Genomic DNA, 14,332 nt, shown 5'->3' with positions numbered 1-14,332 from the left:
TTAAAACATGGGACATTGGGAGGACAAAATGAGTAAACAACAGATCGGTGTCATCGGACTTGCAGTAATGGGTAAGAACCTTGCCCTTAATATTGAAAGCAAAGGATTTTCGGTATCGGTATTTAACCGTTCCCCGGAGAAAACGAACGATCTTCTGAAAGAAGCCGAAGGCAAAAACCTGACAGGCGCATTCACGATTGAAGAGTTTGTAGCCTCCCTGGAATCTCCGCGCAAAATCCTGATCATGGTTCAAGCGGGTAAAGCAACGGACGCTACCATTGAACAACTGCTGCCACATTTGGACGAAGGCGACATCATCATTGATGGAGGGAACGCATACTTCCCTGACACCCAACGCCGCAGCAAAGATCTGGAAGCCAAAGGTTTCCGCTTCATCGGTGCGGGTGTATCCGGTGGTGAAGAAGGCGCGTTGAAAGGCCCGGCAATCATGCCAGGTGGACAAGAAAGTGCGTACGAGCTCGTTGAACCGATTCTGACAGCCATTTCGGCCAAAGTCGGCGACGATGCTTGCAGCACCTATATCGGACCAGACGGTGCCGGACACTATGTGAAAATGGTGCACAACGGTATTGAATATGGAGATATGCAGCTGATTGGTGAAGCTTACCACTTGCTCAAATCCGTGTTGAATGTGTCCGTTGAAGAATTGCACGCAATCTTCTCTGAATGGAACCAAGGCGAGCTGGATAGCTACCTGATTGAAATCACAGCAGACATCTTCTCCAAATACGATCCGGAAACCGGCAAACCAATGGTTGATGTCATTCTGGATGCAGCTGGACAAAAAGGAACAGGCAAATGGACAAGCCAAAGCGCGCTTGATCTCGGCGTACCTTTGTCCATGATTACGGAATCCGTATTCTCCCGCTTCCTGTCTGCGATGAAAGACGAGCGCGTGGCGGCTAGCAAAATTCTGAATGGACCTGCGACTGAAGCATTCTCCGGTGACAAAAAAGCATTCATCGAGAATGTGCGCAAAGCGCTGTTCTCAAGTAAAATTGTATCCTACGCGCAAGGCTTTGCTCAAATGCGTGCAGCTTCCGATGAGTACGGCTGGGATCTGAAATATGGCAACATCGCCATGATTTTCCGTGGTGGTTGCATTATCCGTTCCCAGTTCCTGCAAAATATCAAAGAAGCGTATGACAAGGATGCAGAACTGAAAAACCTGCTTCTGGACCCATACTTCCAAAACATTGTTGAATCCTACCAAGGTGCATGGCGTGAAGTCGTTGCAGCTGCGGTTACTCAAGGAATTCCGGTTCCTGGATTCTCCAGCGCGTTGTCTTACTATGACAGCTACCGTACTGAGCGTTTGCCTGCTAACCTGTTGCAAGCACAACGTGACTACTTTGGTGCTCATACATTCAAACGTGTGGACAAAGAAGGTTCATTCCACTTCCAATGGATGGATACCAACGAGTAATATGTAATTCGAGACCACATAGCATTCCTGCGATCGTTCATGATGTTAGCTAATCCTGAGCGGACGCAGGAATGTTTTTTATATTTCTTTCAGCCTAGTAATGCTGCTCCTTGATGTAATATCTGGAACAAAGTGATTGGAATTTAAGTATCCCAAATTGTAATAAAATGTACGCATATGAGGAATGGAAACGGATGTCCGAATCCCTTTAACTGCGTTATACTTGTTCAGATGGACTGGAATTCGTTTTGGAGAAAATTCAGCAATCAACTTATTGACGTGGAGGTTAACTGGGGCATGTTCGTACTTGCAGGCATCTTGTTTTTGGTTGTATACGGTTTATTGGTGTTTTACATAGGGTGGAGCGGTTGGACCTGGATGAAGCCTGTCGTATCTGCGAGATTTCGTTGGTTTTACATAGTCGCGCTTGTATTCCTCGCCGTGTCATTCATACTGGCACGGTTGTTTGGAAGTGTTTCTTTCCTGAGTGTTATCGGTTCTTACTGGCTTGCAATCTTTTCACTGCTGTTATTAATTCTGCCAGTAGTTCATCTAACGCTCTGGTTACTTAGACTAACCCGCATTCCAAGACATTACGCTCATAAATGGGCGGGCGTGGTCACCCTCGTGCTGTTGCTGTCCACGTTGGGCTACGGTATCTATAATGCCTATAGTCCAGTCGTAAGACAATACAGCATTCAGATTGATAAAAAAGTGGAAGGTGTCGAAAGACTCAACATTGTCATGGCTGCGGATATGCACTTTGGCCTGCTGTCCGGTCCTGCTCACGCTAAACGCATGGTGGAAGAAATTAACGCATTGAAGCCGGATTTGGTACTGTATCCTGGTGATATTATCGATGACAACCTGGATATGTACCTCAAGAGCGGGATCGCGGATATTATCAGCGGCATTCAGGCCCCATACGGAGTGTACGCTTCACTAGGCAATCACGACAAGTATGATGGTCCGATCGAGGATCTGATTGCGGCTCTGGAGAAGAGTAATATGCAGGTCCTGTATGATGACAAAATTACAGTAGACGATAAGATTACGCTGATTGGGCGTAAAGACCGCACAGAGAAGGATCGGGCAGAAGTAGCAACCTTGATGCAGGATACCGACTTGAGCAAACCTGTACTTATGATGGATCACCAACCTTATGATTTGGATATTGCGGAGCAAAACCATGTGGATCTGGTTGTGTCTGGTCACACCCATCGTGGTCAGATCGCACCGGCTCAGTTCATCACACAGGCTATTTACGAGAATGATTGGGGTTATCTGCAAAAGGGTTCCATGCACTCCATCGTGACCTCTGGATTTGGCTTCTGGGGACCTCCAATTCGTACGAGTAGTCGTTCGGAGATTGTTCAGATTAATGTGACGTTCCAACAATAATGATAGGCCCTCTGTGAAAAGGGCTACCTTATAAGTATGTCATGCGTAGATTGATGATACCGGCTCTGCTTTATAATGACAAGATTAAACAGAATGTCATCATAAAGCGGAGTATTTCTTATGCAAATTTTAGATGGGTAATGATTAATTAGTAAAATAAAACGGCTCGATCTCCCGGAAATCGGAGTTCAAGCCGCCTGTTTTTTATTATGTAAGTTAGTTTCTTTCCCCTTTTGAAGGAATGGCTTCAAATGAATAAAATGCACCTTTTTTATTGATTTTACCGATAATCGTTATGGCTCCTTTTTTCGTGAAGGTGTATTCGTTTTCTTGGATACGAACGGAATAACCTTTTAGCTCAATACCGAATATAGATCTGACTGTAGGTGCAGCGATGGATAGTGCTTTGCTTTTGCTGAGCTTAGGCTTGGCAAAAGACTTTTTGAAATCAGTATCATTTTTCCAGTTAATACCTAGTTCGTTGGTGACTTTCCATACCTTTCCGGTCTTGCTGCCGATATGCACGTAATTTAGATTGTCGTCATCCCGATACTGCCATAACATATCTTTTCCTTCTACGGTAAATAAGGTGTAATCAAAAGCTTTTACTGAGGGGATTCCAAGTTTTTTGAGTGAATTTCGTGCTATGTTTGTCATCCAGGCATAGGCATCATCGATTTTATATTGCAGGATTGCCGACATTTGATTACCTTTGTCCACATCGATGTAAAGTTGTTGACTTGGTCCAAAGATGACCCAGTAGTTTTGGAGTAAATGTCCATGTTCCTGATCATTGGCTTTGAAACGCCAGAAAGCACTTTTAATGAAGATATCTTCATCTTCAAATGTTTTTAAGAAGGCATCAATCTTCAGGCGTAGAGTATTATCCATGACTTTATTCAGTTCAGCGGCATCATACATGAGAAGGGTGGACACGACACGATTTGTATCAGGATCGTATCTTTGTGTGAAATCGGCGAACCCAGTTCCATCTATAGTTCCGTTAATGACCCACGGATCAAATGATGTGTCTATTTTGATGAATTGAATGTTCTGTTTCCCCATGATTTTAACTAGTTCATCACTCAAAAGTTTTTGTATCTTTCGATCCAGATGCTCAGCAGACTCGTGATTCTCTATCAACGAGAGATTATTGGATTTTGCGGCCAAGGTTAGTGGGGCAGACAACAATAATGACATGGCAGCAACGACTACGGTCATTGAAACGATTTTTTTCAAAGTGAATCCTCCTGTTTAGTTTAGGTCATATTATTAAATATCAATGCTTATATATTCATTCAATGTAACATAAAAGTAAAATATTCATAACCATATAAACTCAAACATCAGCTTCCTATTGACACCGTTTTCAGGTTATGATAAATTAGGTCCGAGGCTTGTTACCGGTAATGCGGGCAAAACCACTATGGAAATGATTTTATTATTTCTATTTTGGTTTTGCCCTTTTTTTAATCCTCAAAAAAAACAGGTGGGTCCAACATGATTATTAAACAGATATTTAATAACAATATTGTCAGTACCGTGGATGATAAAAATCAGGAACTGCTGATCCTCGGCCGGGGCATCGGGTTTAAGTTCAAGGCAGGTGACGTGATTGATGAAGAGCGGATTGAGAAAGTTTTCCGGCTTCAGGATACATCGATCTATGAGAGGTTCAAGTCCATTGTAACGGAAGTCCCAGTTGAAATCCTGCAGGTGACGGATGATATCGTGACATTGGCACGTACACAATTGAACAAAACCATCAGTGACGGGATTTATGTCTCCCTGTCGGATCACATTCATTTTGCTGTCCAGCGTCTGGAAAAGGGAATGATTACACGCAACCCACTCTCCTGGGAAGTGCAGCATTTCTACAAAGCCGAGTTTGATGTGGCCCGGGAAGCACTCACCTTGCTGAAGGAAAGACTGGATGTGGAGTTTCCCAAGGATGAAATATGCAACATAGCGCTGCATTTCATCAATGCGGAAGTGAATGATTCCATGAACGATGTCACCCATTTGATGCAGCTGCTTCAAGAGATCATGAACATTATCAAATATCACTTCAATGTTGAATTGGATGAAGATAGCGTCAACTATTTCCGTTTCATTACTCATTTGAAGTATTTCTGCCAACGGGTAATTACTCACGCGTCACATGACGATGCGGAGGAATATTTATATGAGGTCGTACGGAAAAACTATCCCGAAACCTTCAAATGTATCGGCAAGATTGAGACTTTTATCCATAAGAACTATCAGTATGATATGACGCATTCGGAACAGTTGTATCTGACCCTTCATCTGGAGCGGTTAATGAAACCGAAGCGTGACCAATGAAATATCAGCACATGAACCAAAACCTAACTAAATATCAAATGGGCTTGTTACTGTTCGATCAGGCAATACCCGAATGAATAACACGTAGAAGACGTGGTTATTTGTTCGGGTATTTTTTATTGGAAAAATGAGGAGGAAACGATCATGAAACATCAGGAAACGGCACAGGAAATCATCAAAGCCGTTGGGGGAACCAACAATATCAACTCGGTGTATCATTGCGTCACACGACTGAGATTTGATCTGAAAAATAACGATAAAGTGGACAATAGCTCACTCAAGAAACTGGATAAAGTGATGGGAACGAATATCTCAGGCGATCAATTTCAGGTGATCATCGGAAATGACGTGTCCAAAGTATTCGATGCTATGGTGAAGGAACATCCGGCAATCCAGCAAAGCTCAGAGAATAAACAGGCTAAACCGGAAAAAAATAAAAATGTAATTCTTAATATTTTTGAGACGATTGCGGGTGTCTTTGCACCCATGCTGCCAGCAATAACAGCTGCGGGTATGCTCAAGGGACTGCTTGCATTATTCGTATCAGTGGGCTGGATGTCGGCAGGTACGGATACGTATCGCATTCTCTCAGCCATTGGTGATGGCGTATTCCATTACCTGCCATTACTGATCGCAGTTAGCGCTGCTCGTAAATTCGGCAGTAATCCGTTTGTTGCGATTGCACTAGGCACCGCGCTGATGTATCCGGATATGAGTGCATTGCTCTCCAGCGGTGAGTCGGTTGCCTTTATTGGCATTCCGGTAACAGCTGTCAGTTATGCCTCATCGGTTATTCCGATTTTGCTTGCCGTATGGTTAATGTCCTATGTCGAGAAGTGGGTTGACCGTGTGATTCCGGCAGCACTGAAGTTGCTGCTTGTGCCACTGATCACTTTACTAGTTATGGTTCCGGTAACGTTGATTGCGATTGGTCCACTGGGTACATTTGTAGGTAGTGGATTGTCAGGTGGCATCAACTGGCTGCTAAATGAAGGCGGATTAATTGCAGGGATTGTTCTTGGCGGCGCGATGGCGCTCATTATTATGACAGGAATGCACTATGCGCTTGTACCAATCATTCTGAGCAATATCGCTACACTGGGCTTCGATAAATTCTTGCCACTGACGTTCATCTCCAATATGGGGCAGGCCGGAGCAACGTTGGGCGTATTCTTCCGTGCAAAAGACAAAAAGCTTAAAACCGTTGCATTGTCGACCAGCTTTACTGCTTTGATGGGGGTTACTGAACCGGCAATGTACGGCGTGAACATGAAATATAAAAAACCGTTTGCCGCGGCGATGATTGGTAGTGCAGTGGGTGGCGGATTCGCTCTTGCTTTTGGAGCCAAAGCTTATGTGCTTGCGGGTAACGGCGGTCTTCCGGGTCTGCCATCCCTGATCGGACAAACCTTCTGGTACTCCTTTGGCGGTATGATTCTTGCCTTTGTCGTGGGTGCAATTATGTCTACTGTGTTCGGGATTAAGGAAGAAGAGGGTGATGCAGAGGCGTTGGCTCAATTCTCACCAGGCGCTTCTACTGCACCAGCGACAGCACGGTCCAGCAATGCTGCAACCGTGGACGTGGAGGAGATGGGCGCTCCAACACCAACAAGTGATGCGGTAGCCGTTGCACCGATGACGGGTAAAGCGATCGCACTTAAAGAAGTTAATGATCCAACGTTTGGCGATGAATTGATGGGTAAAGGTGTCGCATTTGTTCCAACGGTGGGCGAACTGGTGTCACCAGTTACAGGCACCATCATGAATGTGTTCAAAACGAAACATGCGATCGTTGTCCGCAGTGATAACGGCATGGAGCTTTTGATCCATGTGGGGATCAACACGGTGAAACTGCGCGGACAGTATTTTGAAGCACATGTCGCTACGGGAGCACGTGTACAGGAAGGGGACAAGTTACTCACGTTTGAACTTGATCAAATCGCCAAGGAATATGACATTACAACGGCGATGGTCGTTACGAATACAGCTGATTACAAGCAAGTTCTGCCTGTGAAATTGGGCGAAATTACGATGGGTGAAGAAGTGTTGAAAGCCGAAATTTAAAGACTAAAGACGAACTAAAGACGACGGCATCCATAAGAAGAGGAGAGATACGCATGATCAATCGACAAGGGTTTCCAGAAGGTTTTCTCTGGGGCGGCGCTATTGCCGCCAACCAGGCTGAAGGTGGATTTGATGCAGGGGGCAAAGGATGGTCCACGGCGGATATGGTTCCTTATTTTGAGAAGAAGGATTACACCAACCTTAGAGAGCTGATGCACGTGACCAGTGCAACGGTTGAGAAAGCGATGGCTCACCACAGTGCAGAGGGATACCCGAAGCGTTACGGTATTGATTTTTATCACCGCTTCAAAGAGGACATTGCGCTGTTCGCCGAGCTGGGCTTCAAAACATTCCGCCTTTCCATCAACTGGCCGCGTATTTTCCCGAACGGGTACGATGCAGAACCGAATGAAGAAGGACTGCGCTTCTATGATGAAGTGTTCGACGAATTGCTCAAGTATAACATCGAACCTCTCGTGACGCTTTCCCACTATGAAATGCCGATGTCGCTGGTACTGAAGTACAACGGCTGGGCAGGCCGGGAAGTCATTGGACACTTTGTGAGATACGCCGAAACCGTAATGAGCCGGTACAAAGACAAGGTGAAATACTGGCTGACGTTTAATGAGATCAACACGACCATTATTGAGCCATTCACGGGTGGGGGCATTATCGAAGATCGTGTCGATAACGTGATGCAGGCTTCATATCAAGCACTTCATCACCAATTCGTTGCCAGCAGTCTGGTTACAGAAAAAGCACGTCAGATTAACCCGGATTTCCAGATTGGATGTATGCTCGCTCGTATGATTCATTACCCTGCAACGTCGAAGCCGGAGGATGTATTGCAAGCTCAGATCGACAATCAGCTGAACCTGCTGCATACCGATGTACAGGTGAGAGGCAGTTATCCAACGTTTATGGCTCGCTACTGGGCAGAGAACGGAATTACGATTGCCATGGAACCGGGTGACGAGCAGATCCTGCGTGAGCATACCGTTGATTTCATCTCATTCAGCTATTATACATCACTGGTCTCCGCGGTAAATCCGGAAGAATACGGTGTCACGGGAGGCAATCTGTACAGCACGATTAAGAATCCGAACCTCGAGCGTACTGAATGGGGCTGGCAGCTTGATCCGATTGGACTTCGTGTGGCATTGAAAGAGCTGTATGATCGTTACCAACTGCCTTTGTTTGTCGTGGAGAACGGACTCGGTGCCAAAGATACGGTAGAGGCAGATGGTTCCATTAACGATGATTATCGGATTGATTATTTGAGAAAACATATCGTACAAATGAAAGAAGCGGTCATGGATGGGGTAGACCTCATGGGTTATACCAACTGGGGTGCCATTGATATCATCAGTGCGTCCACTTCGGAAATGTCCAAGCGTTATGGCGTGATCTACGTGGATCAGGACGACAATGGACAAGGCACGTTGGATCGCTTCAAGAAAAAGAGCTTTGGCTGGTATCAAAAGGTCATTGCCACGAACGGCGAAGATCTGAATTAATTCATGAGGCAGCCCCGGGTGCAGCGATTTGCTGTGGCGCAGGGGCGCCTTTTTTTATTATTTACCCTCATAACCTGAGTAAAACGTAAAAAGGATAGCTTCATGACATCCAGGGTGATATACTGTGTTCGTATTGGGGAGGGATAATCATGAGAAAACCTATTATTGCTGTAGATATGGATGACACGATATGTCATCTGGTCCAGCGAGCGATTTATCATAACAACATCAACTTCCCAACCCATCCGCTACGTTATGAGGATATGATCCACTGGGATACATCCCACTTGCGTCATCCGGACAGCACCCATAATGTATTTTATGGTCGGCCGGGTCTGTTCGAGGAGTTGGAACTGTACGACGAGTATGTTGTAGAAGAGATGAAGAAGCTGAATGAGGCCTATGATGTCATTGTTGTGACGGCAGCGGAACCGAGAACGGTTGTGGAGAAATGGAACTGGCTTCAGCGGCATATGCCTTTTATTTCTGCGGAACAGTTTATTACGTGCAAAAGAAAAAATCTGCTCGGCTTCGATCTGTTAATTGATGATGGAGCACATAATCTCATCCCGGCGCTGAACGATGGCAAAAAAGTGATCTGTATCCCCCATCCATGGAATCTGAATGAACGGGAGAAGTACCAGTTTCCCTTAATGTCATCCTGGAAAGGTGCCAAGGAATACATAGATGACCTTTTGCAAACGGTAAATGTATAAGAAACGATCCATGCTGTCCGGCCGAGAGCATCATGCTCTGGATTTTTTGCGGTAAACCAGTGGGGTCTCACCCGTAATTCTTTTGAATGCGGCGTGAAACGAATCGACATCCCGGTAACCAACATGTTCCGCAATGAGGCTGACTTTCTGCTGTGAACTCTTTAAGAGCTCACAGCCTTTTTGTATGCGCAGATGCTGAAGATACGAACCAAACGTCTGCCCGGTATAGCGAAGAAACATCCTTCCAATATGCTTTTCACTCCATCCGGAGAACCGGACCAGATCATTCAGGCGAATTCGTTCACTGATGTGTTGGTCCAGATAATGGAGGATATGCTCAAAATCGGTTGGCCGCCCCTGTTCATCATGGAGTTCATGATACAGCTGGCGGTAGGTTGTCACTACCAGTTGGCTGACGAGTGTGTATAACATGGTGGAAGATCCGATGATGCTGGGAACGGAAGATTCGCGGTATAGCTTCACCATAAGCTCCTCCATTCGTTGACCGGCATCAGTAATGGATACGTAAGGAATCTGATTGTTAGCCAAGTCATTCAGGTGATCTCCAATCTCTTGTTCCTGTATGATGACTGACAGTGTAAGAATCAGCTCTGAATTAAAAAGACAATTATATAGAATCAACGGATGTTCAGAGGCGCTCGAAGTCGCTGGACGAAAGACGTGAGGCACGCCGACGGGAATCACAAAAAGCATACCTTTATGAACGGGGATAATATCTTCACCAATATGGTGAAACCCCTTTCCCTCTGCAATATAGCTATATTCAACGAAATCGTGAGCATGAAAAGGCAGATCGAAATTTTCGGAGCAACGGTTTACGAAGAGCTTCAGGTTATTTTGTAAAAAGGATTCACTCTTGAAAAGTTGGATGGATGGATTCACAGGTTAGCCTCCTCGCTTACATGACCGAATAACCGGGTTAAACAGTCTTCATTACCGGGTATTTCCGATGCCAGAATCAATATAATTATATCGTAAGCCTGTTTTGGAAACCACGATGGAAAGGGATGTTTATCTGATGTTGACCGTTAGCCATCTGCGTTGTGAGTATAAAATAAATCCGATTGGACTGGACATGAAGTCCCGCAGATTAAGCTGGAAGCTGCAGTCTGATCGGCGGAACTGTGTACAATCGGCATACCAGATTCAATTATCTTTGACCGAGAGTTTTGAGCAGATAGAATGGGATTCCGGCAAAAAGAACACCGATCAGTCCATTCATGTTGAACTGGACCATTGGCTGCCCAACGCACGAACCCGCTATTACTATCGAATTCGTGCATGGGAGGTTGCGGGTGATGAATCGAGCTGGTCTGACACAGCATTCTTTGAGATGGGGCTTATGGGGAGCAGGAATGCCTGGAAGGCAGATTGGATTAAGGCTCCATTTGATGGGGAGACCGATGGTTCCTGCCCTCGCTTTCACAGGTTGTTTAACCTGCAAAAGTCGGTAACCTCTGCCAGAATATATGTGACGGCACTTGGGTTATATGAGCTGCATTTAAATAATCGAAGAGTAGGCCAAGACTATTTCACCCCAGGCTGGACCAGTTATGGTAAGCGGTTGCAATATCAGGTCTATGATGTCACGGATCTGCTTCAGAATGGTGAGAACATCCTCGGTGCTTATCTCGGGGATGGATGGTACAGAGGACATTTAGGGTGGAACAAGGAGCAGAAAATCTTTGGAACGGATGCTGCTTTGCTGCTGGAGCTTCATATTCGTTATGCGGACGGTTCGGAAGAACATATTCTCTCAAATCCGGACTGGAAGGTAGCCACAAGTGCTATACGCATGTCTGATATCTATATGGGAGAGACGTACGATGCCAGAATGGAGTCGAACTGGACAGATGCACCTACAGAGAATTGGTCGCCGGTGGATGTGCTGGATTACACCAAAGACATTATTGTTGCTCAGGAGAATGTGCCAGTTACCCAAATAGAGCATCTGCAACCCATTGCTTTACTAACAACCCCGCAAGGTGATCGCGTGCTCGACATGGGACAGAATATGGTCGGTTGGGTTAGATTCAGCATTCAGGGTGAAGCGGGTCATACGGTTGAGTTACGGCATGCCGAGATTTTGGATCATGAGGGCAACTTCTATATTGAAAATCTGCGTGGTGCAACACAATGTATTCGCTACACGTTAAAAGGCGGTGAACTCGAAACCTATGAGCCGCATTTTACGTTTCAGGGGTTCCGGTATGTAAAGCTAATTGGCTTCCCGGATGATGTCCATTTAAATGATTTTACCGGAGTGGTGCTGCATTCCGATATGGAACGGACAGGAAATTTCGCATGTTCCAGCCCGCTTGTCAATCAGCTTCATCACAATATATTGTGGGGGCAAAAAGGAAACTTTCTTGACGTCCCGACCGACTGTCCGCAGCGGGATGAACGCCTTGGCTGGACAGGCGACGCACAGATGTTTGTACGCACAGCCTCCTATCTGATGAACACGGCACCGTTCTTTACCAAATGGCTGCGGGACCTGGAAGCCGACCAGGGGGAAGATGGAGGAATTCCTTTTTTTGTTCCTGATCTGAGGAGCTCGACGTCAGAGGGATGGGGAGATACCAATCACTCTTCTGCCGCCTGGGGTGATGCCGCGGTCATCTGTCCTTGGACGATTTATGAGATGTACGGGGATACCAGGTTGTTGGCTGAGCAGTATGACAGCATGAAACGCTGGGTCAGTTACATTCATGCTCAAGGGGATAATCCATACCTGTGGAATACAGGCTTCCATTTCGGAGATTGGTTGGGTCTGGACTCCAAGCCGGATAGCTACATCGGTGCTACGGATAAGGATTATGTCGCTACGGCATTTTATGCATATTCCGTTTCATTAACACGCAAAGCGGCTGAGGTGTTGGGGCATGCGGACGATGCAGCATATTATGATAAATTGCATGACAACATCGTTGCTGCGTTTCAAGATGAATTTGTAACACCGTCGGGGAAAATCGCAGTTCCCACACAGACAGCGCATGTACTCGCTCTGCAATTTGACCTTCTGGACTCCAAGGCAAGAAAACGTACCATTGATCAATTGGGGAAATTGGTTGCGGACGCAGGGAACCATCTGACCACAGGATTTGTGGGAACACCTTACCTGAATCCGGTACTGAGTGATACGGGACATCACAATCTGGCCTATACGCTACTCTTTCAGGAGGACTATCCATCCTGGTTATATCAAGTGACACAAGGTGCGACTACAGTTTGGGAGCATTGGGACGGAATCAGGGAGGACGGCAGTCTGTGGAGTGCTGACATGAATTCATTCAACCATTATGCGTACGGAGCCATTGGCGAGTGGTTATATCGCTATGTTGCGGGGATTAATACGGATGAACATCAGCCTGGCTTCCGGATCGTGCACATTGAACCCAAACCAGGACCTGGACTGGAGTGGGTGGAAGCGAATCTCGAAACGATGTATGGGCCTGTTGCATCAAGCTGGTATCGCCGTGAGAACAACAAGATGGAGGTTCGTGTGACCATTCCTGCCAATACAACAGGTACAATCCTTCTTCCTGGAGCAGAGGTACAGACGGTTCTGGAGAACGGAAAACCGTTGGACCAAGTATCGGATATTCATGACGTTCAAACTCAGGGATCGGATGTACGAATTGTTCTGGGATCAGGGAGCTATCAATTCATTTACAAGGTACTTGAAGCGGATCAGGAAGTGCATGCACAACAAGTGGAGTCAGTATAACTGGATGGATTAGAGGAATCTGTAAACGGGATCGTGAACTAATATATTAGCGAAAGCTGAGCCCAAGTAGAGGATCTGCACACGCGGGTTCTCTTTTTATGACTTGGAAAAGATATGTTCTTCACTTCGATATAAGGATCATAAGTTATTAATGTAATGAAGGGAGAAAGATAAAATTGACGACGGGAAAAATACTGGGTATTGCCTACAATGTCATTCCTGTGACAAATGTAGAGAAGTCAGCAGCTTGGTTTGTGAATCATTTTGGATTCAATATTAGGCACCCCAGAGAAGGCTATATTAGCCTCTTTAGAGACAATAGACCGATTCTCGATCTGATTGAAAGTGATCATGATTCCAGAGCTGTATTTCAAGTGAAGCATAAAAAGAGATGGGTTATCACCTTTTTTATGTTAGTCTACTAGGGTAAACTAGCATCGCAGTATCCATATTAGTCAGGGGGATGCACTTCAGATGGGAAAAGAAAAAGTCAGACTGGTCAGACCTTCAGCGGAATATAAGGAAACGTATTTGGCATTTTATCAAGACTGGCTCGCAAGTGGAGAATCGATGGTACCCTGGGTGATTGCCAAAGAACCTTACCCCTTCGAGGAGATGGTAGCATCTCTCCAGCGTAGTGAACAAGGCATGGATATCCCGAAAGGCTGGGTTCAGGACAGTACATACTGGCTCGTGACAGAGAGTGATCGAGTGGTTGGAGCCGTAAATGTACGGCATGAGTTGAATGAGAAACTATTCCATAGCGGAGGGCATATCGGTTACGGAATTCGTCCAGGGGAGCGACAGAATGGATATGGTTCCGAGATCCTCAAGCTTTCTTTGGAAATTACGAAAGAACTCGGAATCACGAAAGTATTGGTCGTTTGTGATGCACATAATGAGGCCTCCAAAAGAGTTATTCTTCGTAATGGAGGTATCCAGGATGAAGATTATATAGAAGCAGATGGTAACGTAGTCGAACGGTTCTGGATCAATCGTGTCGAATAATGATGAATATTGGTGGATTTTCACAAAAATAATATAGATTATGATTGTAATAGCCTCGCGTGCTGATTAAAATAAAGGTTGGAAT

The 14,332-nt window shown here is 45.6% G+C and carries 11 protein-coding genes; 9 read left to right on the top strand and 2 right to left on the bottom strand.

Features of this window, described 5'->3' with window-relative positions:
• The first annotated feature begins 28 nt into the window (after positions 1–28).
• Together gndA and ACFTRD_RS16710 are read left to right on the top strand one after the other, a co-directional pair.
• Complete coding sequence (gene gndA, locus ACFTRD_RS16715; protein ID WP_379381993.1) at positions 29–1,447, top strand: NADP-dependent phosphogluconate dehydrogenase; 1,419 nt, start codon at positions 29–31, stop codon at positions 1,445–1,447.
• Between the two features lie 297 nt (positions 1,448–1,744).
• Positions 1,745–2,848, top strand: coding sequence for a metallophosphoesterase (locus ACFTRD_RS16710; protein WP_379381991.1), 1,104 nt, complete (start codon positions 1,745–1,747; stop codon positions 2,846–2,848).
• A gap of 216 nt (positions 2,849–3,064) precedes the next feature.
• Here ACFTRD_RS16710 and ACFTRD_RS16705 read toward each other — a convergent pair whose 3' ends face one another.
• On the bottom strand, positions 3,065–4,087 hold the full coding sequence (locus tag ACFTRD_RS16705; RefSeq protein ID WP_379381989.1) for a hypothetical protein: 1,023 nt from the start codon (positions 4,085–4,087) through the stop codon (positions 3,065–3,067).
• Positions 4,088–4,348: 261 nt separating this feature from the next.
• On the opposite strand from ACFTRD_RS16705, the gene licT reads away from it, so the two are divergent.
• The 4 genes from licT to ACFTRD_RS16685 all read left to right on the top strand — a co-directional run bounded on the left by licT (position 4,349) and on the right by ACFTRD_RS16685 (position 9,488).
• The gene (gene licT, locus ACFTRD_RS16700) at positions 4,349–5,191 is read left to right on the top strand and encodes a BglG family transcription antiterminator LicT (protein WP_379381987.1); all 843 of its coding nucleotides are present in this window, start codon (positions 4,349–4,351) and stop codon (positions 5,189–5,191) included.
• Between the two features lie 144 nt (positions 5,192–5,335).
• Positions 5,336–7,255, top strand: a complete 1,920-nt coding sequence (locus tag ACFTRD_RS16695) for a beta-glucoside-specific PTS transporter subunit IIABC (RefSeq protein WP_379381985.1) — start codon at positions 5,336–5,338, stop codon at positions 7,253–7,255.
• A 53-nt stretch (positions 7,256–7,308) separates the two neighbouring features.
• A complete protein-coding gene (locus ACFTRD_RS16690) occupies positions 7,309–8,772 on the top strand; it encodes a glycoside hydrolase family 1 protein (RefSeq protein ID WP_379381983.1) in 1,464 nt (487 codons plus the stop codon).
• A gap of 149 nt (positions 8,773–8,921) precedes the next feature.
• Positions 8,922–9,488, top strand: coding sequence for a 5' nucleotidase, NT5C type (locus ACFTRD_RS16685; RefSeq protein ID WP_379381981.1), 567 nt, complete (start codon positions 8,922–8,924; stop codon positions 9,486–9,488).
• A gap of 30 nt (positions 9,489–9,518) precedes the next feature.
• Here the strand turns inward: ACFTRD_RS16685 and ACFTRD_RS16680 are convergent, their stop codons facing one another.
• Complete coding sequence (locus ACFTRD_RS16680; protein WP_379381979.1) at positions 9,519–10,391, bottom strand: helix-turn-helix domain-containing protein; 873 nt, start codon at positions 10,389–10,391, stop codon at positions 9,519–9,521.
• A 136-nt stretch (positions 10,392–10,527) separates the two neighbouring features.
• Between ACFTRD_RS16680 and ACFTRD_RS16675 the strand changes: the two genes are divergently transcribed.
• From ACFTRD_RS16675 to ACFTRD_RS16665, 3 genes are all read left to right on the top strand, one after another.
• A complete protein-coding gene (locus tag ACFTRD_RS16675) occupies positions 10,528–13,239 on the top strand; it encodes a family 78 glycoside hydrolase catalytic domain (RefSeq protein ID WP_379381977.1) in 2,712 nt (903 codons plus the stop codon).
• A 176-nt stretch (positions 13,240–13,415) separates the two neighbouring features.
• Positions 13,416–13,664 (top strand): VOC family protein, encoded by a 249-nt coding sequence (locus ACFTRD_RS16670; RefSeq protein WP_379381975.1) that lies wholly within the window; start codon positions 13,416–13,418, stop codon positions 13,662–13,664.
• 49 nt (positions 13,665–13,713) lie between these two features.
• The gene (locus ACFTRD_RS16665; protein WP_379381973.1) at positions 13,714–14,247 is read left to right on the top strand and encodes a GNAT family N-acetyltransferase; all 534 of its coding nucleotides are present in this window, start codon (positions 13,714–13,716) and stop codon (positions 14,245–14,247) included.
• The last annotated feature ends 85 nt before the right edge of the window (positions 14,248–14,332 follow it).

The sequence above is a fragment of the Paenibacillus sp. NPDC056933 genome (assembly GCF_042674385.1).
In the GTDB taxonomy this organism is placed as follows: Bacteria; Bacillota; Bacilli; order Paenibacillales; family Paenibacillaceae; genus Paenibacillus.
Note: the sequence above shows the minus strand (reverse complement) of the source record. Positions and strands in the feature narration are given on the sequence as shown.

Coding starts and splice junctions, on each gene's coding strand:
- gndA (WP_379381993.1), top strand. CDS start 29: ATGAGTAAACAACAGATCGGTGTCATCGGACTTGCAGTAATGGGTAAG.
- ACFTRD_RS16710 (WP_379381991.1), top strand. CDS start 1,745: ATGTTCGTACTTGCAGGCATCTTGTTTTTGGTTGTATACGGTTTATTG.
- licT (WP_379381987.1), top strand. CDS start 4,349: ATGATTATTAAACAGATATTTAATAACAATATTGTCAGTACCGTGGAT.
- ACFTRD_RS16695 (WP_379381985.1), top strand. CDS start 5,336: ATGAAACATCAGGAAACGGCACAGGAAATCATCAAAGCCGTTGGGGGA.
- ACFTRD_RS16690 (WP_379381983.1), top strand. CDS start 7,309: ATGATCAATCGACAAGGGTTTCCAGAAGGTTTTCTCTGGGGCGGCGCT.
- ACFTRD_RS16685 (WP_379381981.1), top strand. CDS start 8,922: ATGAGAAAACCTATTATTGCTGTAGATATGGATGACACGATATGTCAT.
- ACFTRD_RS16675 (WP_379381977.1), top strand. CDS start 10,528: ATGTTGACCGTTAGCCATCTGCGTTGTGAGTATAAAATAAATCCGATT.
- ACFTRD_RS16665 (WP_379381973.1), top strand. CDS start 13,714: ATGGGAAAAGAAAAAGTCAGACTGGTCAGACCTTCAGCGGAATATAAG.